This window comes from Ruegeria sp. CL7 (genome assembly GCF_056536445.1).
Map to the genome: position 1 here is coordinate 95,409 of NZ_JBQFPQ010000008.1, position 22,571 is coordinate 117,979.

Annotated in this window: 20 protein-coding genes; 11 read left to right on the forward strand and 9 right to left on the reverse strand. The window is 60.1% G+C overall.

The window, feature by feature from the left end; genetic code table 11:
* Positions 1-76 precede the first annotated feature (76 nt).
* The 7 genes from pcaF to ACR0LI_RS17195 are packed head-to-tail and all read left to right on the forward strand — an operon-like array spanning position 77 to position 5,665.
* Complete coding sequence (gene pcaF / locus ACR0LI_RS17165) at positions 77-1,279, forward strand: 3-oxoadipyl-CoA thiolase (protein WP_209835370.1); 1,203 nt, start codon at positions 77-79, stop codon at positions 1,277-1,279.
* Between the two features lie 15 nt (positions 1,280-1,294).
* Positions 1,295-2,272, forward strand: coding sequence for a 1,2-phenylacetyl-CoA epoxidase subunit PaaA (gene paaA, locus ACR0LI_RS17170; protein ID WP_171118422.1), 978 nt, complete (start codon positions 1,295-1,297; stop codon positions 2,270-2,272).
* A gap of 23 nt (positions 2,273-2,295) precedes the next feature.
* A complete protein-coding gene (gene paaB, locus ACR0LI_RS17175; protein ID WP_171118424.1) occupies positions 2,296-2,580 on the forward strand; it encodes a 1,2-phenylacetyl-CoA epoxidase subunit PaaB in 285 nt (94 codons plus the stop codon).
* Positions 2,580-3,338, forward strand: a complete 759-nt coding sequence (paaC, locus tag ACR0LI_RS17180; RefSeq protein ID WP_209835369.1) for a 1,2-phenylacetyl-CoA epoxidase subunit PaaC — start codon at positions 2,580-2,582, stop codon at positions 3,336-3,338. The genes paaB and paaC overlap by 1 nt, the downstream gene beginning before the upstream one ends.
* Before the next feature lie 6 nt (positions 3,339-3,344).
* Positions 3,345-3,803 (forward strand): 1,2-phenylacetyl-CoA epoxidase subunit PaaD, encoded by a 459-nt coding sequence (paaD, locus tag ACR0LI_RS17185; RefSeq protein WP_171118426.1) that lies wholly within the window; start codon positions 3,345-3,347, stop codon positions 3,801-3,803.
* 13 nt (positions 3,804-3,816) lie between these two features.
* The gene (locus ACR0LI_RS17190; protein ID WP_480718920.1) at positions 3,817-4,890 is read left to right on the forward strand and encodes a 2Fe-2S iron-sulfur cluster-binding protein; all 1,074 of its coding nucleotides are present in this window, start codon (positions 3,817-3,819) and stop codon (positions 4,888-4,890) included.
* Between the two features lie 13 nt (positions 4,891-4,903).
* The gene (locus ACR0LI_RS17195) at positions 4,904-5,665 is read left to right on the forward strand and encodes a Phenylacetic acid catabolic protein (protein ID WP_480488456.1); all 762 of its coding nucleotides are present in this window, start codon (positions 4,904-4,906) and stop codon (positions 5,663-5,665) included.
* A 254-nt stretch (positions 5,666-5,919) separates the two neighbouring features.
* Here the strand turns inward: ACR0LI_RS17195 and ACR0LI_RS17200 are convergent, their stop codons facing one another.
* On the reverse strand, positions 5,920-7,011 hold the full coding sequence (locus ACR0LI_RS17200) for a zinc ABC transporter substrate-binding protein (RefSeq protein ID WP_480718921.1): 1,092 nt from the start codon (positions 7,009-7,011) through the stop codon (positions 5,920-5,922).
* A 57-nt stretch (positions 7,012-7,068) separates the two neighbouring features.
* Here ACR0LI_RS17200 and ACR0LI_RS17205 point away from each other — a divergent pair, with 57 nt between their 5' ends.
* The 3 genes from ACR0LI_RS17205 to ACR0LI_RS17215 are packed head-to-tail and all read left to right on the forward strand — an operon-like array spanning position 7,069 to position 9,121.
* The gene (locus ACR0LI_RS17205; protein ID WP_171119062.1) at positions 7,069-7,581 is read left to right on the forward strand and encodes a Fur family transcriptional regulator; all 513 of its coding nucleotides are present in this window, start codon (positions 7,069-7,071) and stop codon (positions 7,579-7,581) included.
* 2 nt (positions 7,582-7,583) lie between these two features.
* Entirely contained in the window at positions 7,584-8,324 is a 741-nt protein-coding gene (locus ACR0LI_RS17210) for a metal ABC transporter ATP-binding protein (RefSeq protein ID WP_171723877.1), read from the forward strand.
* Positions 8,324-9,121: a metal ABC transporter permease gene (locus ACR0LI_RS17215; RefSeq protein ID WP_171637225.1), complete on the forward strand. Its 798-nt coding sequence runs from the start codon at positions 8,324-8,326 to the stop codon at positions 9,119-9,121. Before ACR0LI_RS17210 ends, ACR0LI_RS17215 begins: the two co-directional genes overlap by 1 nt.
* Positions 9,122-9,245: 124 nt before the next feature.
* Here ACR0LI_RS17215 and ACR0LI_RS17220 read toward each other — a convergent pair whose 3' ends face one another.
* The 8 genes from ACR0LI_RS17220 to ACR0LI_RS17255 all read right to left on the reverse strand — a co-directional run bounded on the left by ACR0LI_RS17220 (position 9,246) and on the right by ACR0LI_RS17255 (position 18,975).
* On the reverse strand, positions 9,246-10,319 hold the full coding sequence (locus ACR0LI_RS17220) for a BMP family ABC transporter substrate-binding protein (RefSeq protein ID WP_171637080.1): 1,074 nt from the start codon (positions 10,317-10,319) through the stop codon (positions 9,246-9,248).
* A 31-nt stretch (positions 10,320-10,350) separates the two neighbouring features.
* A complete protein-coding gene (locus ACR0LI_RS17225) occupies positions 10,351-11,271 on the reverse strand; it encodes an ABC transporter permease (RefSeq protein WP_171232333.1) in 921 nt (306 codons plus the stop codon).
* 3 nt (positions 11,272-11,274) lie between these two features.
* Entirely contained in the window at positions 11,275-12,357 is a 1,083-nt protein-coding gene (locus ACR0LI_RS17230) for an ABC transporter permease (RefSeq protein ID WP_171637078.1), read from the reverse strand.
* A 63-nt stretch (positions 12,358-12,420) separates the two neighbouring features.
* Positions 12,421-13,938 carry an ABC transporter ATP-binding protein gene (locus ACR0LI_RS17235; RefSeq protein ID WP_480718922.1) on the reverse strand — a complete coding sequence of 506 codons (1,518 nt, stop codon included), beginning with the start codon at positions 13,936-13,938 and terminating at the stop codon, positions 12,421-12,423.
* Positions 13,935-14,870, reverse strand: coding sequence for a xanthine dehydrogenase accessory protein XdhC (xdhC, locus tag ACR0LI_RS17240; RefSeq protein WP_480620381.1), 936 nt, complete (start codon positions 14,868-14,870; stop codon positions 13,935-13,937). The genes ACR0LI_RS17235 and xdhC overlap by 4 nt, the downstream gene beginning before the upstream one ends.
* Positions 14,870-17,272 (reverse strand): xanthine dehydrogenase molybdopterin binding subunit, encoded by a 2,403-nt coding sequence (gene xdhB, locus ACR0LI_RS17245; RefSeq protein ID WP_480718923.1) that lies wholly within the window; start codon positions 17,270-17,272, stop codon positions 14,870-14,872. The genes xdhC and xdhB overlap by 1 nt, the downstream gene beginning before the upstream one ends.
* Entirely contained in the window at positions 17,269-18,630 is a 1,362-nt protein-coding gene (gene xdhA / locus ACR0LI_RS17250; protein ID WP_480718924.1) for a xanthine dehydrogenase small subunit, read from the reverse strand. Before xdhA ends, xdhB begins: the two co-directional genes overlap by 4 nt.
* A 180-nt stretch (positions 18,631-18,810) precedes the next feature.
* Positions 18,811-18,975, reverse strand: a complete 165-nt coding sequence (locus ACR0LI_RS17255) for a hypothetical protein (protein ID WP_210093033.1) — start codon at positions 18,973-18,975, stop codon at positions 18,811-18,813.
* On the opposite strand from ACR0LI_RS17255, the gene dnaE reads away from it, so the two are divergent.
* Positions 18,974-22,474 carry a DNA polymerase III subunit alpha gene (gene dnaE, locus ACR0LI_RS17260; RefSeq protein WP_480718925.1) on the forward strand — a complete coding sequence of 1,167 codons (3,501 nt, stop codon included), beginning with the start codon at positions 18,974-18,976 and terminating at the stop codon, positions 22,472-22,474. The genes ACR0LI_RS17255 and dnaE overlap by 2 nt on opposite strands.
* Positions 22,475-22,571 lie beyond the last annotated feature (97 nt).

Sequence of the window (22,571 nt, forward strand, 5' to 3'; positions counted from 1 at the left end):
TTGCATCGAATCAGGGGAGGAATTATTAACCGACCAGACGGTTGATATTGTTCCATGGGAACAGGAGTACTCTAAGATGGACGCTTTCATTTGTGACGCGACGCGCACTCCGATCGGACGCTACGGAGGAGCGCTTTCGACGGTCCGCACAGATGATCTGGCTGCTCTGCCGTTGGCGGCATTGAAGGCGCGCAACCCTCAGGTCGACTGGGCCAGTGTTGACGACGTGATCTATGGCGATGCCAATCAGGCGGGCGAGAGCAACCGAAACGTTGCGCGTATGGCGGCGCTGTTGGCGGGTTTGCCGATTGATGTGCCGGGAACGACGGTGAACCGTCTGTGTGCCAGTGGCATGGATGCCGTGGGAATGGCGGCGCGCGGCATCAAGGCGGGCGACTATGATTTGGCCATTGCGGGTGGCGTGGAAAGCATGTCCCGTGCGCCGTTCGTGATGCCCAAGGCAAGTTCGGCGTTCACCCGCAGCAACGCGGTGTACGACACCACGATCGGATGGCGTTTCGTGAACCCGAAGATGAAGCAGGCATACGGCGTCGATTCCATGCCGCAAACGGCCGACAATGTCGCCGAAGATTATGGTATCAGCCGGGAAGACCAGGATGCCTTTGCCGCGCGCAGCCAGTCCCGCTGGGCCGCCGCGCATGCGGCTGGGGTGTTCAAGGACGAAATCACCCCGGTTTCGGTTCCCCAGCGCAAGGGTGATCCGATTGTCGTTGATACGGACGAGCACCCGCGCCCGGGAACTACGGCAGAAAACCTCGCGGGTCTGAAAGGTGTGAACGGGCCCGACAAAACCGTGACGGCGGGAAATGCGTCCGGTGTGAATGATGGCGCGGCGGCGATCCTGATGGCGAATGAGGCCGCAGCAGCCAAGAACGGCCTGACCCCGATGGCCCGTGTGGTTGGCATGTCGGTTGCGGGTGTTGCACCTCGTGTGATGGGCATCGGCCCGGTGCCGGCCAGCCGCAAGGTGTTGGCCCGCGCAGGGCTGAGCGTGGATCAGATGGACGTGATCGAACTGAACGAGGCGTTTGCGTCTCAGGGCCTTGCCACCTTGCGCGAGCTGGGTCTTCCCGACGACGCGCCCCACGTGAACCCCAACGGTGGCGCAATAGCGCTGGGCCATCCCCTTGGCATGAGCGGTGCGCGTCTTGTGCTGACCGCGGCCTATCAATTGAAACGTACCGGCGGGCGCTATGCCCTGTGCACCATGTGTGTGGGTGTCGGGCAGGGTGCGGCCCTTATACTTGAACGCGTGTAACGGAGGAGACGGGACATGTATGCTCAGATGGTAGAATCCGAAGCGTCGAATGAAGATCCGGACAAGCTTGCTGAATTCCAGGCGCGGATCGACGCGGACATCAAGATCGAGCCAAAGGACTGGATGCCGCACGGGTATCGCAAGACGCTGATCCGTCAGATTGGACAGCACGCTCATTCCGAGATTGTGGGCCAATTGCCGGAAGGCAACTGGATCACGCGCGCGCCGACGCTGGAGCGGAAGGCGATCCTTCTCGCCAAGGTGCAGGACGAGGCCGGGCACGGTCTTTACCTGTATTGTGCCGCCGAAACGTTGGGTGTCAGCCGCGATGAACTGACCGAGATGCTGCTGGATGGCCGCATGAAATATTCGTCGATTTTCAATTACCCGACCTTGAACTGGGCCGATATCGGTGCCGTCGGGTGGCTGGTTGACGGGGCGGCGATCATGAACCAGGTGCCGCTGCAAAGAACGTCCTACGGGCCGTATTCGCGAGCTATGATCCGCATCTGCAAGGAAGAGAGCTTTCACCAGCGTCAGGGTTACGATGCCATTCGCAAGATGGCCGAAGGTACGCCCGAGCAACGCAAGATGGCGCAGGATGCGATGAACCGCTTCTGGTACCCGTCACTGATGATGTTCGGTCCGTCCGACAAGGACTCGGTGCATTCGGCCCAGTCGATGGCGTGGAAGATCAAGATCAACACCAATGACGAGCTGCGCCAGAAATTCGTCGACCAGACCGTGCCGCAGGCTGAATATCTGGGTCTGACAATCCCTGATCCGGATCTGAAGTGGAACGAAGAGCGGGGGCATTACGACTTTACGGAACCCGACTGGTCGGAATTCTTTGACGTGATCAAGGGCAACGGCCCGTGCAACGTGGATCGGCTGGCCGCGCGCAACAAGGCATGGGACGACGGCAAGTGGGTCCGTGACGGGCTGTTGGCCCACGCCCGCAAGAAACAGGCCGGCAATCTGGCTGCTGAATAAGCTTACCCTGAGGAGGATACCCGATGAATACCGAATGGCCCCTGTGGGAAATCTTCATCCGCGGTCAGCATGGGATGAGCCACCGACATGTCGGTTCGCTACATGCCCCTGACGCGGAAATGGCAATCAAGAACGCGCGCGATGTTTACACCCGCCGTAACGAAGGCGTCTCGATCTGGGTGGTCGAAGCCAACAACATCTCGGCTTCGTCGCCCAGCGACAAAGGCCCGCTGTACGAACCAAGCCAAAGCAAAGTGTACCGCCACCCGACTTTCTTCGACATTCCCGATGAAGTGGGGGCAATGTGATGACCCGGGACGAGGCATTTCTGCAATTCCTGCTGCGGATGGGGGACAACACCCTGATCCTCGGCCATCGTGTCAGTGAGTGGTGCGGCCATGCGCCGGTTCTGGAAGAAGACATAGCGCTGGCCAACACCGCGCTGGACCTGATTGGTCAGACCCAGATGTGGCTGGGCCTTGCCGGAGAGGCCGATGGTGGCAAAAGCGCCGACGATCTGGCCTTCCTGCGCGACGCCTGGGATTTCCGCAACGTGTTGCTGGTCGAGGTGCCGAACGGCGATTTCGGCCGTACGCTGATGCGTCAATTCCTGTTCGATGCGTGGCACTCGATCATGCTGGGGCGGCTGATGGCTTCCTCGGACGAGCGGGTCGCGGCAATCGCCGCCAAGGCCAGCAAGGAAGTGACCTACCATCTGGAACGTTCGGGCGACACGGTTGTCGGGCTTGGCGACGGAACCGAGGAAAGTCATGCACGGATGCAGGACGCACTGGATTACCTGTGGCCCTATGTGGGCGAGATGTTTGCCAGCGACGAGGTGGACGCCCAGATGGTCGCCGCAGGGATCGCGCCGAACCCGGCGGATTTGCGAGAGGAATACGACGCTCTGGTTGAGCGGGTCCTCAATCAGGCGACGCTGACCATTCCGGAAAGCCGTTTTGCCCATAAAGGCGGCCGCAACGGGCGCATGCATACCGAACATCTGGGCCATCTGCTGACGCAGATGCAATGGCTGCAACGCGCCTATCCCGGAGCAAAGTGGTAAAAGCGGATGCGGGTCTCGACTGACCAGATATGGAGCTGGCTGGATGCCGTGCCCGATCCCGAAATCCCGGTGATTTCCGTCGTGGATTTGGGCATTGTGCGCGATGTGCGCTGGGACGCTGATACGCTGGTCGTAACCGTCACGCCAACGTATTCCGGTTGCCCGGCGACATCCATCATCAGTATGGATATCGAAACCGCCCTGCGCGATCACGGCATCGGGGATCTGCGCATAGAAACCAGCATTTCACCCGCCTGGACCACCGATTGGCTCAGCGAAAAAGGCCGCGCCAAGCTGGAAGATTATGGAATTGCGCCGCCGCAACCCGCGGGCGGCCCGGATCGCTGCCCCCATTGCGGCAGTAAAGCAGTCGAAAAGGTCAGCCAGTTCGGCTCGACCCCGTGCAAGGCCCATTGGCGCTGCGCGGACTGTCTGGAACCCTTTGACTATTTCAAGTGCATCTGAGGAGGAGCACCGGATGGCACGTTTTCACGACTTGAAAGTCACCGACATCCACAAAACCATCCGCGATGCGGTTGTCGTTACGCTTGAACCTGTTAACGGCGCAGCGGAACAGTTCGACTTCGCCGCCGGCCAGTACCTGACGTTCCGGCGCGAATTCGACGGTGAAGAACTGCGCCGCTCCTACTCCATCTGTGCCGGCAAGGATGACGGTGTTCTTCAGGTTGGCATAAAACGCGTCGAGGGTGGCGCGTTCTCAAGCTGGGCAAATGAAGAGCTCAACATAGGTGACGTCGTGCAGGCGATGCCGCCCATGGGCAATTTTCACGTGCCCATCGAAGCGGATGCGGAAAAACAATACCTTGGCTTCGCCGGCGGATCGGGGATCACGCCTGTTTTGTCGATCCTCAAAACCACGTTGGCACGCGAACCCAAATCCCGATTTACGCTGATCTATGCCAACAAGGGCATCAACACGATCATGTTCCGCGAGGAACTGGAGGATCTGAAAAACCTCTATATGGGCCGGCTGAACGTCATCCACATTCTGGAAACCGACGCGCAGGAGATTGATCTGTTCACCGGTCTGGTGACGCAGGAAAAATGCCGAGAGCTGTTCAAGCACTGGATCGATGTCAAGAATGCAGACACCGCATTCATCTGCGGACCAGAGCCGATGATGCTGGGTATTGCCGCCGCTCTGCGGGAACACGGTCTTGAGGACAGCCAGATCAAGTTCGAACTCTTCGCCAGCGCCCAGCCGGGTCGGGCCAGACGCAAGGCAGACGCGGCCGACGCAGGCACGCAGGCAAACCAGACCAGTGCTTCGATCACACTGGACGGCGCGACGCAGACCGTCACCTTGCCGAAGGATCAGTCCATTCTGGATGCCGCCCTGGAAAATGCCATGGACGCACCTTACGCCTGCAAGGCCGGGGTCTGTTCAACCTGCCGCTGCCGTGTTCTTGAGGGCGAAGTCGAGATGCTCGCCAACCACGCGCTGGAAGATTACGAGGTCGAAAAAGGTTACGTGCTGAGTTGTCAGGCTTACCCGGTGACCGACCGCGTGGTCGTGGACTACGACCAGTAAAGGGAGAGGATCAATGACCGACGCCATGACACTTGACAGCTATCTGGCCGCAGGCGGAGTGCTGACCAATCCGACCAACGTACCCCCGCGTTACCGCGCCGAGCTGATGAAACTGATGGCTACGTTTGTGGACAGCGAACTCGCAGGTGCCGCAGGCTTTGCTGATGTCATCAACCAGGGCCCCGGCATAAAGGAACGCATCGCGGCGGCGAAGATCGTGCTGGAAAAGACGGACCATGCGGACCGGGTTCTGAAAATCATGGGTGAGTTCGGTGCCGACACGGATCGTTATGCCACGCATCACCCGTGGACTGCCCGGTTGGATCGAAAAGCGGATATCGGCGCAACCCGCAGCGAACATGACATGCGGCTTGCGGTGTTCAATTATCCGATTTCCGGTTGGACTGATGCCGTCGTCATGAACCTGCTGATGAGCCGTGCCGTGGCAGAGCAACTGGCCGAGTTCTCGACGGTCTCTTACCAGCCACTGGCCGAGGCTTTCCGGCAGATCGCACCGATCGAGGCACATCACGGCGAACTGGCGTTGGAAGGCGCCGTGAAGCTGGTTGAAAACGGAGAGTCGCAAGACATGCAAGACGCAGTGGACTATTGGTGGCCACGCGTAGCGGTGTCTTTCGGGAAGGATGACCCGAAACGATTTGAGCATCTGAGATCACTTGGCCTGCGCCACAGCACCAACGCTGCCCTACGGGAACGGTGGACGCGGGCCGCGGAGGCAGCCCTGAAAAGGTTGGGTTTGAAATCACCTTCCTGAAAGAACTTCTCAAGGCGCGAGACCAATCAGTTTCCGAGGCGATCCGACAAGCACGTTGGTGATTGCGACGTGTTCCTGAAGGTTTGTTTGGTTGCAACACGCTTGGTCGAAGAGGCGGCAGTGCCCGGTTTCTCTGGCACCGCCGTTGAGCATGAAGAGGTTGCCGTTTTTTTCGGTCGCCGAGTTGATCCGCCCCGTCTCCTGAAAGGTTGAACCCGGCCAGTTTCTCAACCTGAGCCGGGTTTGCAACAGGGCTAGAGACACTCGGCCAAGGTTCTCGCCATGTTGAGAATGACTTGCGGGTAGAGATCGGCTCCGGGTTCCAGATCAGAGCCCAGCGGATCGATTACGCCCGTTTTCGCCTCGGTCCCGTCTAGCACGGTTTTGACGACACCCGGGTTGAATTGCGGCTCAGCGAGAACGCAGTTGATACCTTCTTCGCGGATACGGCTTTGAATCTCGGCGATACGAGCCGGGCTCGGGTCCGCGGCGTCGGCGATGGAAATCGCACCTGCGGCCGGAAAGTCAAATGCATCCTCGAAATACTGGTAGGCGTCGTGGAATACGACGAAGCTTCCTCCGCGAACCGGTCCAAGCGTCTCGGCCACTTGTTCAGACAGCGCGGCCATTTCAGCGCGCGCGGCTGTGGCATTGGAAAAATATGCACCAGCATTGTCCGGGTCGGCAGACGACAGCTGCGCGGCGATCAGGTTCAGCCAGGTTTCTGCATTCGCCGGTGAAAGCCACGCATGTGGGTCGTGCGCGCCATGCGCGTGATCATGATGCTCATCATGCTTTTCGTGATCTGCATGTTCTTCGTGACCGTGATCATCATCCTTGGCGTGGTCGTCGTGATCATGCTCGTGGTCATCATCCTTTGCATGGTCGTCGTGACCATGTTCATGATCATCGTGATCGTGCCCGTCGTCTTCGATGTGCTCATCATCATGATCATGTTCGTCTTCGCCGCCATGATCGTGTGCCTCGAAAACAGCGCTTTCGCGGAACTCCAGAAGAACCGTACCATCCGCGTCAAGAAGGGACGTGACCGTCGCACTGTCGGCAAGGGTTTCGATGGCACTTTCCATCCAAGGTGTCAGGTCTTCTCCTACCCAGAACACCAGATCGGCATCCTGCAATGCGGCCGCCTCGGACGGGCGCAGGTTGTATTCATGGGGCGAGGCACCGGGTGCGACGATCAGGGCCGGTGTTCCGACGCCGTCCATAACCCGGGAAACGAGCGAGTGGATCGGTGCGATATCGACCGCGACGTTCGGAACGTCCGCGATGGCCGTTCCTCCCATCAATGCAACCGTGATCGAAACTGGAAGAAGCTTTCTGGACATCAGACCCTCTGTGTGATTTTATAACGTTACGAGTGGCGATACATGATATGAAATAACATGACAAGCGATACGAATCCTGTCTCTGTCGATGAGGCGGCCCCGGTCGGGTTTCAGGAACATGACCATCAGAGTTGCGTCAAAACTGCGTTGGTATCCGCCGAGGCGCGCTGCAAGGGCGAGGGGCTGCGCCTGACGCCGGTTCGTCGCAAGGTCTTGGAAATGCTGCTGCAAGAGCATCGGGCCCTTGGTGCCTATGCAATTCTTGACCGCCTGCGAGAGGAAGGGTTCGGGTCTCAACCTCCGGTCGCCTATCGGGCGCTTGATTTCCTTGTTCAAAACGGGTTCGTTCACAAGATCGAGCGGCTGAATGCATTTGTTGCCTGCTCTCATCCCGGCGCGTCGCATTCGCCGGCATTCATGATTTGCAGAAAATGCGATGCTGTTGCCGAGGCGCAGTCCACGCCGGCCAAAGGTGTTCTGGGTGCCGCTGCGCGCGCAGCGGGTTTCGAGATCGAGCGAACGGTTGTAGAAGCCGAGGGACTTTGCCCCGACTGCACCGAAAAGGCCTGAAAATGACGCTCGTCTCAGTCGAGAATCTCAGTGTTCGCTATGGTTCAAACACTGTTCTCAGCCATGTGGACATGGCTGTCGAACCCGGCGAGATCGTCACCATCGTCGGGCCGAACGGGTCGGGCAAAACCAGCCTGTTGCGCGCCATCATCGGTGCGACCAGGCCAAGTGCCGGGCATGTATCGCTGAAACCCGGATTGAAGATCGGGTACGTGCCGCAGAAACTGCACGTGGATCCCACGTTGCCAATCTCGGTCGAGAGATTCATGCGACTGACCGACCGTGTCTCCGGCCGTCAGTGCGTCGAGGCATTGGAAAAAGCGGGCGTCCCGGATCTGTTGAAACGTCAGATGTCGCAACTGTCCGGCGGGCAGTTTCAGCGTGTGTTGCTGGCGCGGGCGTTGATCAACCAGCCTGACCTCCTGCTGCTGGATGAGGCAACCCAGGGGCTGGACCAGCGCGGATCGGCGAGTTTCTATCAGCAGATTGAGGCCGTGCGCCGCGAAACCGGATGTGCAATCCTGATGATCAGTCACGAATTGCACGTGGTCATGAGCGCCTCGGACCGGGTGATTTGTCTGAACGGCCATGTGTGCTGTGAAGGATCGCCGGCGGTGGTCGCTTCGGCACCCGAATACCGGGCCTTGTTCGGAACGGGAACAGGCGGTGCGCTTGCCCTGTACCGGCACGAGCATGATCACCACCACGACCATGATGCAGATCCTCAGGAAGCGGCGGAATGATGCTTGACGATTTCATGATGCGTGCAACGCTTGCAGGTATTGGCGTTGCGTTTGCGGCGGCACCTCTTGGATGTTTCGTAGTGTGGCGCCGCATGGCGTATTTCGGTGATGCAACCGCACATGCCGCGATTCTGGGCGTGGCCCTGTCACTGACCTTTCAGATGTCGATCTTCACCGGTGCGCTGGCTGTTGCGTTGATTATGGCGCTGACGGTCACTTTGTTGGCGGGTCGTGGCTATGCGATGGACACGCTGCTGGGGGTTATGGCGCATTCCGCCTTGGCTTTCGGTCTGGTCGCCGTTTCGTTTTTGTCCGGCGTCCGCATTGATTTGATGGCATATCTGTTCGGCGATATTCTTGCGGTATCCCGTTCGGATCTGCTTGTGATCTGGGGCGGCGCGGCGCTTGTCGTGGCGCTGATCGCTTGGCGATGGGCTCAGCTTTTGACGGCCACATTGAATGAGGAACTGGCCTATGCCAGTGGGTTCGACCCGAGGCGGGAACAGTTGATTCTGACTCTGTCTCTGGCGGTAACCGTGGCTGTTGCGATCAAGGTCGTGGGGGTATTGCTGATTGCGGCGATGCTGATCATTCCCGCGGGAGCGGCACGAAATCTGGCCCGATCGCCCGAATCAATGGCGTTGATAGCGGCAGCAATAGGCGCGATTTCCTCAGTTGCGGGGTTACGGGCAGCTTATGTGTTCGATACTCCGGCGGGGCCATCGATTGTCTGCGTCGCCGCAGTCTTGTTTGCCTGTCTCAGCGTGGTGGGGTGGCGAAGGCAGGGCAGGGCGTGATGGATCTGAGCTCGATTGCGCTGACGAGGTAAACTCATTCGTTGTTCGGCACTTCAGGTGCGCACAGCACAAAAAAGGGCCCGCACACGGATTGCGGGCCCTTTCCGTTCCTTAACGATACAGCTTACTGCGGAATTTCGCCTTCCAGCCCTTCGACATAGAAGTTCATGCCTGCCAGCGTGCCGTCGTCAGCGGTTTCGCCTTCAGCCAGCCAGTCGCTGCCGTCCTGCTTCTTCAGCGGACCGGTGAACGCGTGATAGCTGCCATCTGCAAGCGCCGCCTTCAGGGCCAGCGCCTCTTCCTTGACATCTGCGGGAACCGCGTCCGAAATCTCACCGATTTCAACCATTCCTGCTCCGATACCGTCCCAGGTGTTGGAAGACGTCCAGGTCCCGTCCATTACCGCTTTTGTCCGCGCGATGTAATAGGGGGCCCAGTTGTCGATGATCGATGACACACGCGGAAGCGGTGCGTACTCGCTCATGTCCGACGCCTGACCGAAGGTGATCACATTGCCGGCTTCTTGCGCTGCTGCCTGCGGCGCTGTCGAATCGGTGTGTTGCAGGATTACGTCCGCGCCCTGTTCGATCAAAACAGTGGCGGCGTCAGCTTCTTTCGCCGGGTCGAACCATGTGTAGGCCCAGACGATCTTGAACTCGACATCCGGGTTCACCTTCTTGGCGTGGATATAGGCCGAGTTGATGCCGCGGATCACCTCGGGGATCGGGTAGGAGCCGATATAGCCGATGATGTTCGACTTGGTCATTTTACCGGCGATGTGGCCCTGAACCGCGCGACCTTCGTAGAAACGGGCCGAGTAGACCGAGACGTTGTCGGCGGTTTTATAGCCGGTTGCGTGCTCGAACTTCACGTCCGGGAATTTCTTGGCCACGTTGATGGTCGGGTCCATGTAGCCAAACGAGGTGGTAAAGATCAGATCCGCGCCTTCCAGCGCCATCTGGGTCATCACACGCTCGGCATCCGGGCCTTCGGGAACGGATTCAACGAATACGGTTTCAACCTTGTCGCCGAACTCTTTTTCAACGGCCTGCCGGCCCTTGTCATGTTCATAGGTCCAGCCGCCATCGCCGACCGGGCCGACATAGACGAAACCGACCTTGGTCTTGTCTTCGGCCATGGCCCCCGAGGCCAGACCCAGCGCCATGGCGGCGCTCGTCAGAAGTGCAGTGAATTTCATGTGTTACTCCCCAAGTTGGTACTGTTGGCCCCTAGTGTGAGGCATGGAAGGTCCGGCCCAGCGAGGCAGGTGCGCTGCTCTTGTCGGCCGAAAGGATCACAAGCACAAGGATCGTGATGATATAGGGCGACATTGCCAGATACTCGACGGGAATGGCAACGCCTGCCGCCTGCAAATTAAGCTGCAACACGGTAATGCCGCCGAACAAATAGGCACCCAGCAGGACACGCCACGGCTTCCAGCTTGCAAAGACAACAAGGGCCAATGCGATCCAGCCGACACCGGCGGTCATGCCCTCGGTCCACTGCGGCACGCGGATCAGGCTGATATAGGCCCCGCCCAGACCAGCGCAGGCGCCGCCAAACATGATGGCCAGAATGCGGATCTTGATCACCTTGTAGCCCAGCGCATGCGCGGCATCGTGGTTTTCACCGACTGCCCGCAGGATCAGGCCAAGACGGGTGTATTTAAGCACCGCCCAGACGGCTGCCGTGATTGCGATGCCCACGTACAGGATCGGGTCATGTTGAAACAGGATCGGACCGACAACCGGAATATCGCTGATCAGCGGAATATGGATGTCGCCCATACTGGGGGGTTTGATCCCCACATAGCTTTGCCCCATCAACGCGCTGAACCCCAGACCAAACAGGGTCAGTGCCAGACCACTGGCCACCTGATTGGCCAGCGCAAACTGCGTGAGCAAGACGAACAGCAGCGATAGAACAGCGCCGCCGATCGCAGCAGCAACAAAGCCCAGCCAGGGCGAGCCCGTCTCGACCGAAATCGCGAAGCCACTGATCGCACCGACAATCATCATGCCTTCGACGCCGAGGTTCAGAACGCCTGCTTTCTCAACGACCAGCTCTCCGATCGCGGCAAGCAGCAAGGGGGTCGCGGCCACCATCAGTGAAGCGACCAGAAGTACGGGATTGATTTCACCAAGGTCCATGGGTCACGCCACCTCGTTACGGGCCGCACGGATGCGGTAGTTGGTCAATAGGTCGAAGGCCAGCAGGAAGAACAGCAGCATGCCCTGGAACACCTGAATGGCAGCGGCAGGCAGGCCCAGCTGAGACTGCGCGATTTCACCACCGATATAGGTCAGCGCCATCAGTCCACCGGCCAGCAGAATGCCCACAGGGTGCAGACGGCCCAAAAAGGCCACGATGATAGCAGTGAAACCGTAGCCCACGTTGAAATCGATGCTGACCACGCCTGAAGGGCCGGAAACCTCGAACATGCCTGCAAGTCCTGCAAGCGCGCCGGACAAACCCAGACAGAACAGGATCAACCGGGCCGGGTTCACACCCGCAAATTTCGCGGCGCGCGGTGCTTCGCCGGTCAGGCGGATGTGAAAGCCCAGCATGTGCCGGTTCAGCAGGACATAGGCAAAGATCACTGCGATCAACGCGGTCACAACACCCCAGTGCATGCCGGATCCAGCGATCAGTTCTGCATTGTGCGCACTGTCATAGGATTGCAGATTGCGGGACCCCGGAAAGCCGAACCCTTCGGGGTTTTTCAGCAAACCCAGAGAAACCGAGGCCAGCATCTGCTCGGCCACGTAGACCAGCATCAACGAGACGAGAATTTCGTTGGTGCCGAAACGCACCTTCAGGAAGGCGGGGATCATCGCCCACAACCAGCCGCCGAAGGCGCCGGCAATCACCATGATCGGAAAGATATAGAAGGCGTCCAAAGGGTAAAAGGCCAGCCCGGCACCCGCCCCGAAGATGGCGCCCATGATATACTGTCCCTCGGCCCCGATGTTCCAGATGCCTGCACGAAAGCCCAGCGACAGACCGATGGCGATAAGCACCAGCGGAGCGCCTTTCACCAGCAGCTGCGGGCGGTAATAAAAGGCAAATTCACCAAAAAGAGGTTCCCAGAAGATGGTGCCGATGGCTTCAACCGGATTCTTGCCCAGTATGGCGAACAGTACTCCGCCAAAAAACATCGTCGCCAAAACTGCAATCAACGGCGTCGCATAAGACCAGACCCTGGAAGGCTGAGGACGTTTCTCCAGCACAATCATCAGCTCGTTCCCCTGACTTCTTCATCTTTTCTCAAATACTCTCGCCGAAGGCGGCCCAACAGATCACACATGCGCCACCTCCATTCCGTGGGCACCGCCCATCATCAGCCCGATTTCGTCTACTGTCAGTCCGGTTGTCGGACGTGGTGCACTCAGGCGGCCCTCGTTCAGCGCAGCAAAGCTGTCCGAGATTTCCATCAACTCATCCAGATCCTGAGAGATGCAGACAACCGCCGTTCCCTTTGCCGCCAGGTCGAGAATGGCTTGCCGGATGGCCGCCGCCGCTGCGGCATCCACGCCCCAGGTTGGCTGGTTCACCACCAGCACATCCGGGTTTTGCAGCACTTCGCGTCCGATCACGAATTTCTGTAGGTTCCCCCCGGACAAGGACCGCGCCGCGTTGTCCGGGCCGGGTGTCCGGACGTCAAAAATCTCGATGATCTTCTCCGCAAAGCTCTTGGTCTCGGCCCATTTCAGAAAGCCGTTGCTTTCCAGACCCTCTCGAACCGACCCGGTCAACAGGGCGTTTTCGGTCAGGCTCATGTTCGGGGCGGCGGCATGGCCCAGCCGCTCTTCGGGCGCGGTCAACACGCCAAGTTTGCGTCGCGCAGTCGGACCCAGCTTGCCGATCGCCTGACCGTTGAACTTGATCGCGTCGGCAGATGTCAGGATTTCGCCGGACAGAACGCCCAGCAATTCATCCTGCCCGTTGCCCGCAACGCCGCCAATGCCCAGAACCTCGCCCTTGCGGACGGTCAAATGCACGTTGCGCAATGCGGTACCGAATTCTGACGGAGAAGGCACCGACAGCCCGCTGACATCCAGCGTCACTGCGCCAAAATCACGCCCCGAACGTTCCGGGGTTTGCAGGGCCGTTCCCACCATCAGCTCGGCCATGTCGCGGGCCGAGGTCTCAGCGGGGACACACTCGCCCACATTCTTGCCCAGACGCAGGATCGTGGCGTGATCACACAGGGTCCGTATCTCTTCCAGCTTGTGCGAGATATACAGGATCGACGTGCCTTCGGACCGCAACTTGTTCAGCGTCTCGAACAGGATCTCGACCTCCTGCGGGGTCAACACCGAGGTCGGTTCGTCCATGATCAGCAGTTTCGGGTCTTGCAGGAGGCAACGGATAATTTCAACACGCTGGCGTTCCCCGGCGGACAGATCGCCGACAGTGCGGAACGGATCCAGCGGCAGGCCATAGGTTTCGGACACTTCGCGGATGCGCGAGGCCAGATCACCCATGGCCGGCGGGTTTTCCATCCCCAAGGCGATGTTCTCGGCCACGTTCAGCGCGTCAAACAGCGAAAAATGCTGGAACACCATCGCAATTCCGTCAGCCCGCGCGGCGCGGGGTTCAGGCGGCGCAAAGGGCTGACCGCGTAACAGCATGGTGCCACTGTCAGGTTTCACCAGCCCATAGATCATCTTGACCAACGTGGATTTCCCGGCCCCGTTTTCCCCCAACAAGGCGTGAACTTCGCCCTCACCGATATCAAAGGACACCTGGTCATTGGCCACGACACCGGGATAGGCTTTGGTCAACCCTTGCAGGCTCAGCAATGGAGTGGTCACGCGCTCAGGTCCTTCTTCAACTCATTCTGCCGGGCCGGGCGCAGCAGTTGCGCTGCGACGCCCACGGCGATCATCTGCGGGTGTTTGCCCAGCGACGGGTCACCAATCGGGCAGGTAATCCGGCTTATCCGGTCGGGCGGATGCCCAAGAGCCGCCAGCCGCGATCTGAACCGCGCCCATTTGGTAGCCGAGCCGATCAGTCCCGCAAAGCGGAAATCGTGCAAAAGCAGCCTGTTGCACAGTTCTAAATCCAGATTGTGTGAATAAGTCAGCACAAGGTGCTCGGCATTGGGCGGTGCATGTCGCACAAGTTCGGCCGGTTTCGTCGCTGGCAGATCGGTCACGCCTGCAGGAATCACGTCTGGAAAGCGCTCGGGGCCGGTATCGACCCAAGTGATCGCAAGATCGGGCAGGGGGGACAGAACATCCACCAGCGCCCGTCCGACGTGACCTGCGCCCCAGATCCACAGGTTTCGTGCCGGTTTATGCACCGGTTCGATCATCCAGCCGTCGGTCAGGCGTGTTTCAGGTGCAATACCCTGACTGCGTGCTGCCGCCAGCACTCGCTTGACCGAAAGAGGCACGGCGCCACCGGATGCTGATCGTGCAATGATCGTATCATCCAGCGTTTCAACCTTCTTGAGATCATAGACTTCGCTGAACAACGAGACCGCTCCGCCGCAACATTGGCCCATGTCCGGTCCCAGCGTGTGATGCGTCAGGCGCGTGGCGACTGTTTGCGATCGTGCGGCCTCTGCGGCCTGGTATTCCAGCGTACCACCACCGATGGTTCCGCTTTGCCCGTCCTTCCAGACCAGCATCGCAGCACCCACCTCGCGCGGGGACGACCCTTTGATCCCGGCGATGACCACCCGAACCACTTTCCCGTGGGTTTTGACCGCCTCCCTCAAAGCCTCAAGGTCAAATCCCATCAGGTGCCTCCTTTCATCCTCTGGACCCCGCGCCAAACCTCTTCGGCCGTGGCCGGAGCGTTCAGGGCCGGGTATCTGTCTCCGCAGGCGGCAACCGCGTTCGACAGCGCCAGCCAGGCCGAGATCCCCAGCATGAAAGGCGGCTCGCCCACAGCTTTCGAACGATAGATGGTGTCCTCGCGGTTTTCGCCATCCCAAAGCCTGACGTTGAAGATGTCCGGCCGGTCCGAGCAGGCCGGAATCTTGTAGGTCGAGGGCGCGTGCGTGCGCAGGTTGCCCGTGTCATCCCAGACCAGCTCTTCGGTCGTCAGCCACCCTGCACCCTGTACATAGCCGCCCTCAACCTGACCTATGTCCAAAGCCGGATTCAGCGACGCGCCCGCGTCATGCAGGATATCCGTTCGCAGAATTCGGTTTTCACCGGTCAGAGTGTCCACCGCCACCTCGGTAACGGAAGCGCCGTAGGCAAAGTAAAAGAAAGGGCGACCGCGCCCGGCGATCCTGTCCCATTCGATCTTGGGCGTCTTGTAGAACCCGGTCGTCGACAGGCTGACGCGCCCCTGATAGGCCAGTGCGGTGGCTTCGGCGAAGGTGTAGCGTTCTTCTGAGACCGAGACATGCCCATCCGAGAACGTGACCGTTGATGGATCGGCCTGATGACGTTCCGCAAGATAGGCGGCCATCCGGTCGCGGATCGTGTCGCATGCGGCCTTCACCGCCATACCGTTCAGGTCACTTCCCGAAGATGCCGCCGTCGCAGACGTGTTCGGTACTTTCGCCGTGTCGGTTGCGGTGATTTTCACCATCTCCAACGGTATGCCAAAGCGCGACGCTGCGACCTGTGCGACCTTCTGGAACAGGCCCTGGCCCATCTCGGTGCCACCGTGATTCAGGTGGACTGATCCGTCCTGATAGACATGCACCAGCGCACCCGCCTGATTGAGGTGGGTCAGCGTGAACGAGATACCAAACTTGACCGGGGAAAAGGCGATGCCCTTTTTGATTACACTGTTCTCGGCATTCCATTTCGCGACAGCGGCCTTGCGCGCGGCATAGTCGCTGGATTTCAGCAACGCCTCGGTCATGCCGTGCAGTTCGAAATCGCTGACCTCCATCCCATAGGGTGTGGTGTTGCCGCCGGCAGGCAGAGGACGCACCGGTGCGTCACCCATTTCAACGGCGCCGCGGCTGGTCAGGTCTTCGTGCGGATCGGGATGCCCCAGTGGTTTTTCTGTCGGTGTGCTTTCGGCCACGGCGTGCGCGGGTGCATAGTAATTCCGGCGGCGCAGTTCGACGGGATCCAAACCCAGCGTATGCGCGGCATGGTCCATGACCCGTTCGATGCCGACCATGCCTTGCGGGCCGCCGAACCCGCGATAGGCGGTGGCAGATTGGGTGTTGGTCTTCAAGCGGTGGCTTTCGATCCGGGCGTTCGGCAAAAGGTAGGCGTTGTCCGAGTGCAGCATCGCCCGGTCGGCCACGGGCAACGACAGGTCCTGCGCCCAGCCGCAGATCGCATAGTGGTGGAATGAGACGCCCTGAATATGGCCATGCTCATCGAACCCGGCCTTGTACGAAATGCGGAAAGCGTGGCGCTTGCCGGTGATGATCATGTCATCGTCACGGTCATAGCGCATCTTGCAGGCCTTGCCGGTTGCGCGGGCGGCCACGGCGCAGGCCACTGCCAAAGCGTTGCCCTGACTTTCCTTGCCGCCAAACCCTCCGCCCATGCGGCGGGTCTCGACCCGGACGGCGTGCATCGGAACACCCAGTGCGTCGGCCACCTTGTGCTGAATCTCGGTCGGGTGCTGGGTCGAGGAATGCACCAGCATATCCGCACCTTCATTCGGAACGGCCAGCGCGGCCTGACCTTCCAGATAGAAATGCTCCTGCCCGCCCAATTCGAACGAACCTTCGATCACATGCGGCGCACTGGCAATGGCCGCATCCGCATCACCCTTGGCATAGATGCGTGGACCGTCTTCAAACCGGCTGTCGGCGGCCAAGGCGTCCGCGATCGTCAGGATCGGCGTTTCCTCGGCATAGTCGACCTTGCCCAATCGCGCCGCTTTGCGGGCGGCCAGATGGCTGGTGGCGACAACCAGGAACACGGGCTGGCCTATGTAGTGCACCGTGCCGTCCGACAGCAGCGGCTCATCGTGGATCGAGGGCGAGACATCGTTGGCGAAAGGCAGGTCCTCTGCCGTCATAACCATCACGACACCCTCGGCGTTTTTGACAGCCGACAGATCCATTGCGGTGATCTTGCCCTTGGCGATCGGGCTCAGGCCAAAGGCCAGGTGCAGCGTGCCCTTGGGTGTCGGGATGTCATCCACGTACCGCGCCGCGCCCGAAACGTGCAAAGGGGCGGCGTCGTGGGGCAGGGCTTGCGTCACACTCATGCTGACACCTCCAGCACATTGGTGATCTCGCCCTGATCTTCCAGGAAATAGCGTTGCAGCATCGCCTTGGCGGTTTCCAGTCGATACAGGGCCGAGGCGCGCATATCCGTGAGTGGCGAAAAGTCGTCGGCAAACGATGGCAGCGCGGCGTCAACGGTCTTGCGCGTCCACGGTTTGCCGACCAAAGCGGCCTCGACATGGGTTGCCCGTTTCGGAATAGCAGCCATGCCACCATAGGCGATGCGCGCCTGTGTGACGCTGCCCTCCGAAACGGTTATGTTGAAACAGCCGCAGACGGCCGAAATATCCTGATCGAACCGTTTGCTGAGCTTATAAACCTTCAGGCGATCTGGTCGGCGCGGGAAGCTGACGGCTTCCACAAACTCGCCCGGAACCCGATCCTGTTTGCCGTAGTCGATGAAGAACTCTTCCAGCGGGATCGACCGCCGCTCGTCGCCCTTGCGCAGATGCAGCGTCGCCCCCAGCGCGATCAGCGCGGGCGGGTTGTCCCCGATGGGCGAACCGTTTGCGATATTGCCGCCCACGGTGGCCGCATGGCGCACTTGCACGCTGGCATAGCGGCGGATCATCTCGGCATAGGACGGATGCAGATCGGCCATCGCCGTGCCCATGCGATTCATGTCGACCATTGCGCCAAAGCGGACTTCTTCACCGCTGAGCGTGATCTTCTTCAAATCATCACAGCGGTTGAGGAAGATCACCGGGTCCAGTTCGCGCAGTTGCTTGGTAACCCAAAGGCCCACATCGGTCGCACCAGCGATCAGAGTCGCATTCGGGTTCTCGGCATACACGGCGGCCAATTCGTCGGATGAGGTTGGCAGCATGCGCGAAGCGGCAATCGTTGCAGGTGGTTTATCTTTGACCCAAACCGGAACGGGCTGTTCCTCGGCCGCTTTCGCTGCGCGAATGATCGGCGCATAGCCGGTGCAGCGGCACAGGTTGCCTGCTAGCAAAGTGTCATGGTCCGTTGCACCGTTCGTGTGCCCGGCCACCATCGACATGACGAAACCGGGTGTGCAGAAGCCGCATTGCGAACCGTGCAGATCAACCATTGCCTGCTGAACCGGGTGCGCTTCGCCATTCGGGCCGCTGGCGCCTTCAACCGTGCGCACCGCTTTGCCGTGCAGCTGCGGCAGAAACAGAATGCACGAGTTCAGTGCCTTGGCGCCTTCGTCATCCGTCACCATCACGGTGCAAGCCCCGCAATCGCCTTCGTTGCAGCCTTCCTTGGTGCCGGTCAGGCCGCGATCTTCGCGCAGCCAATCCAGCAGGGTGGCTGTCGGATCGATATCAGCCAACTCCACTGTCTCTCCGTTCAGAAGAAACGTGATGTTCATTCGAGAAACCCGTCGCCTTACCCGGTTGCGCCCTTGTGGCCCTCCTTCGATGCGACGTAGAAAGAGTGGCGGGCGAATTGCTTGCCATGAGATGTTAGAAACAGCGCGGCTTGTCTGGCAAGAAAAACCGCCTCTGTTATACACCATTAGACTTATACGGCCTGAGACCGCCTTTTCTGATTAATGGGCAGCCACTTGTAAATAAAGCGGTTTTTGATTGCGACGCCCAGTCAATCCCGAAGCACCTTCTGAAAAAGCCGAATAATCAATGGCGATTTTTTTGCGGCAAACGTAACGCGGTTCAGTCTTTTGCCGCGCAGCCGGCTGGGGTAGCTTGGGCGTCATGAGCAGTTCTCCACGATTCATCCACCTCCGCGTTCACACTGAATATTCCCTTCTGGAAGGCGCCGTGCGGCTGAAAAAGCTGCCGGGCCTGTGCGAGAAGATGGAAATGCCGGCGGTCGCCGTGACGGATACCAATTCGATGTTTTCGGCGCTGGAATTCGCGGTCACCGCAAGCGGCGCTGGGGTACAGCCGATCATGGGGTGCCAGGTCGATCTGACCTATGTCCAGGCCCAGCCGGGCGAGAAGCCGAAGATGCCCGCGCCTCTGGTGCTGCTGGCGCAGTCCGAGACCGGGTACGAAAACCTGATGAAACTCAGCACGTGTCTCTACGTGGACAAGGGCGGGCAACTGCCTCAGGTCACTTTGGAAGAACTGGCCGACCGATCTGAAGGGTTGATCTGCCTGTCCGGTGGACCTGACGGCCCGGTGGGAATGCTGCTGCAACAGGGTCAGCGCCCGGCGGCCGAAGCGTTGGTCGATCGGCTGGCGGCAATGTTCCCCAACCGGTTTTATATCGAGCTTCAGCGCCATCCGGGTGAAGATGGCCAACCCGAGGCCGAACGCCTGACAGAACGCGGCCATGTCGAGATGGCCTATGCCAAGAACCTGCCGCTGGTCGCCACGAATGACGTCTATTTCCCGACGCCGGACATGTACGAAGCGCATGACGCGCTGATCTGCATATCGGAAGGGGCCTATGTCGACCAGCAGGAAGGCCGCCGTCGTCTGACGGCGCAGCACTACTTCAAGTCACAACAAGAGATGGCGACCCTGTTCGCCGACTTGCCCGAGGCCATCGAAAACACCGTCGAGATCGCCAGACGCTGCGCGTTCATGGCCTATCGACGCGACCCGATCCTGCCGAAATTCGCGGATGACGAGGTGGCCGAGCTGCGGCGCATCGCCAATGAGGGCTTGCAGAAACGTCTGGCCGTGATCCCGCATGCGGTGACGCCCGAGGAATACCAGGAACGTCTGGATTTCGAACTGGGCATCATCGAAAGCATGGGTTTCCCCGGCTACTTTCTGATCGTCGCGGATTTCATCCAATGGGCCAAGGATCACGACATTCCGGTCGGGCCGGGGCGGGGCTCGGGCGCGGGCTCGCTGGTGGCCTATGCGCTGACGATCACCGACCTTGACCCGCTGCGCTACAGCCTGCTGTTCGAACGCTTCCTGAACCCCGAACGGGTCTCGATGCCCGACTTCGACATCGACTTCTGCATGGATCGCCGCGAAGAGGTGATCCGTTACGTGCAGCAGAAATACGGCCGCGACAAAGTGGGTCAGATCATCACCTTCGGCGCGCTCTTGTCCAAGGCCGCAGTGCGCGACATCGGGCGGGTGCTTCAAATGCCATATGGGCAGGTGGACCGCCTGTCCAAGATGATCCCGGTTGAGGGGGTGAAACCTGTTTCCATCGAAAAGGCGCTGAAAGACGAACCCCGCCTGCGCGAGGCCGCGCGCGAGGAAGAGGTGGTCGACCGCCTGCTGACCTATGGCCAGCAGGTCGAGGGGCTGTTGCGGAATGCTTCGACCCACGCGGCAGGCGTGGTGATCGGCGACCGTCCTCTGGATGCGCTGGTGCCGATCTATCAGGACCCGCGTTCGGACATGCCCGCGACCCAGTTCAACATGAAATGGGTGGAACAGGCCGGGCTGGTAAAGTTCGACTTTCTGGGTCTGAAGACCCTGACCGTTATCCAGAACGCGATGGACCTGATTTTCAAATCCGGGCGCCCATTGCACATCGCCGCCGATGGCACCGAACTTTATGAGCCCGCCGAGGGGGCTGAAAACCAGATCAACGCCATCCCGCTGGATGATGAGGCGACGTACAAGCTTTATTCCGCGGCCAAGACCGTGGCGGTGTTCCAAGTGGAAAGCTCGGGCATGATGGACGCGCTCAAGCGCATGAAACCCACCTGCATCGAGGATATCGTGGCGCTTGTGGCGCTCTACCGCCCCGGCCCGATGGAAAACATCCCCACCTATTGCGAGGTCAAGAACGGCCAGCGCGAGATCACCTCGGTCCACCCGCTGATCGATCATATCCTGGAAGAAACGCAGGGCATCATCGTCTATCAGGAGCAGGTGATGCAGATCGCGCAGGTCATGGCGGGATACAGCCTTGGCGGCGCCGACCTGCTGCGCCGCGCGATGGGCAAGAAGATCAAAGAGGCGATGGACGCCGAACGCCCGAAATTCGAGGCCGGCGCGGCCAAGAACGGCGTGGACGCCAAGAAGGCCTCCGAGGTGTTCGACCTCTTGGAGAAATTCGCCAACTACGGCTTCAACAAGTCCCACGCGGCGGCCTATGCGGTGGTCAGCTATCAGACCGGCTGGCTCAAGGCGAACCACCCGGTCGAGTTCATGGCCGGGGTCATGAACTGCGATATCCACCTGACCGACAAGCTGGCGGTGTATTTCGAAGAGGTCCGCAAGGGGCTGGGCCTGCCCTACGTGCCGCCCTGCGTGAACCGCTCGCTGGCGACCTTCGACGTGGTGGATGGCCAACTGGTCTATGCGCTGGGCGCGCTGAAAAACGTGGGCGTCGAGGCGATGAATCTGGTGGTGCAGGGCAGGGGAGACAAACCGTTCGTCAACCTCTTTGACTTCGCCCGCCGGGTCGACCTGAAGAAGGTCGGCAAACGTCCGCTGGAAATGCTGGCGCGTGCCGGCGCTTTTGATGAGCTCGACAAGAACCGTCGCCGCGTGTTCGAAAGCCTTGACCGTCTGGTGCAGTATTCGGCGGCGATCCATGAACAGAAAAACTCCAATCAGGTGTCTCTGTTCGGCGAGGCAGGCGACGACCTGCCCGAACCGCGCCTGTCGCCGACGCCGGACTGGCTGCCGGCCGAACGCCTCAGCGAAGAATTCAAGGCCATCGGCTTCTATCTCTCGGGGCATCCGCTGGACGATTACATGCCCGCGCTGAAGCGCAAACAGGTGATGACGCTGGACGAGGTGACGGAAAAGGCCCGGTCTGGTCCGTTCATCGCCAAGATGGCCGGGGTTGTCGCCGGGCGGCAGGAGCGGAAATCGGCCAAGGGCAACCGCTTTGCTTTCGTTCAAATGTCTGATCCCACCGGCGCCTATGAGGTCACGCTGTTTTCGGACACGTTGGAGAAGTGCCGCGAGTTTCTGGAAACCGGCGCGCAGGTGGTTCTGACCGCCGAGGCGACGATGGAAGCCGATCAGCTCAAGCTGCTGGGCCGCTCGGTTGGTCCTGCGGATTCCCTTGTGGCCGAAGCCGGAGCAACCGGGTTGCGCATCTTTGTTGACGAAGCGCAGGTCGTACCAACGGTCGCCAAGGTGCTCGAGGACGCCGCCGGGGCGGCGCGCGGGGCCTCGAAGGGGCCGATCCAGCTCTGCCTGATGGCGCCGGGGCTGCCGGGCGATGTCGAGATGGATCTGGGCCAGGACTTTCCGATCAACCCGCAGATCAAGGGCGCGATCAAGTCGCTGGACGGGGTGCTGTCGGTCGAGGAACTGTAGCAGGAAGACGGGGCTTCGCTTTCAGTCGCCGGGATGGCGGCTTGCGGACACCTCTGGCTGGCCGAAAAATCTTGCAATGCGTGTCTGTCGGGCAATA

Coding starts and splice junctions, on each gene's coding strand:
- pcaF (WP_209835370.1), top strand. CDS start 77: ATGGACGCTTTCATTTGTGACGCGACGCGCACTCCGATCGGACGCTAC.
- paaA (WP_171118422.1), top strand. CDS start 1,295: ATGTATGCTCAGATGGTAGAATCCGAAGCGTCGAATGAAGATCCGGAC.
- paaB (WP_171118424.1), top strand. CDS start 2,296: ATGAATACCGAATGGCCCCTGTGGGAAATCTTCATCCGCGGTCAGCAT.
- paaC (WP_209835369.1), top strand. CDS start 2,580: ATGACCCGGGACGAGGCATTTCTGCAATTCCTGCTGCGGATGGGGGAC.
- paaD (WP_171118426.1), top strand. CDS start 3,345: ATGCGGGTCTCGACTGACCAGATATGGAGCTGGCTGGATGCCGTGCCC.
- ACR0LI_RS17190 (WP_480718920.1), top strand. CDS start 3,817: ATGGCACGTTTTCACGACTTGAAAGTCACCGACATCCACAAAACCATC.
- ACR0LI_RS17195 (WP_480488456.1), top strand. CDS start 4,904: ATGACCGACGCCATGACACTTGACAGCTATCTGGCCGCAGGCGGAGTG.
- ACR0LI_RS17200 (WP_480718921.1), bottom strand. CDS start 7,011: ATGTCCAGAAAGCTTCTTCCAGTTTCGATCACGGTTGCATTGATGGGA.
- ACR0LI_RS17205 (WP_171119062.1), top strand. CDS start 7,069: ATGACAAGCGATACGAATCCTGTCTCTGTCGATGAGGCGGCCCCGGTC.
- ACR0LI_RS17210 (WP_171723877.1), top strand. CDS start 7,584: ATGACGCTCGTCTCAGTCGAGAATCTCAGTGTTCGCTATGGTTCAAAC.
- ACR0LI_RS17215 (WP_171637225.1), top strand. CDS start 8,324: ATGCTTGACGATTTCATGATGCGTGCAACGCTTGCAGGTATTGGCGTT.
- ACR0LI_RS17220 (WP_171637080.1), bottom strand. CDS start 10,319: ATGAAATTCACTGCACTTCTGACGAGCGCCGCCATGGCGCTGGGTCTG.
- ACR0LI_RS17225 (WP_171232333.1), bottom strand. CDS start 11,271: ATGGACCTTGGTGAAATCAATCCCGTACTTCTGGTCGCTTCACTGATG.
- ACR0LI_RS17230 (WP_171637078.1), bottom strand. CDS start 12,357: ATGATTGTGCTGGAGAAACGTCCTCAGCCTTCCAGGGTCTGGTCTTAT.
- xdhC (WP_480620381.1), bottom strand. CDS start 14,870: ATGGGATTTGACCTTGAGGCTTTGAGGGAGGCGGTCAAAACCCACGGG.
- xdhB (WP_480718923.1), bottom strand. CDS start 17,272: ATGAGTGTGACGCAAGCCCTGCCCCACGACGCCGCCCCTTTGCACGTT.
- xdhA (WP_480718924.1), bottom strand. CDS start 18,630: ATGAACATCACGTTTCTTCTGAACGGAGAGACAGTGGAGTTGGCTGAT.
- dnaE (WP_480718925.1), top strand. CDS start 18,974: ATGAGCAGTTCTCCACGATTCATCCACCTCCGCGTTCACACTGAATAT.
- ACR0LI_RS17255 (WP_210093033.1), bottom strand. CDS start 18,975: ATGACGCCCAAGCTACCCCAGCCGGCTGCGCGGCAAAAGACTGAACCG.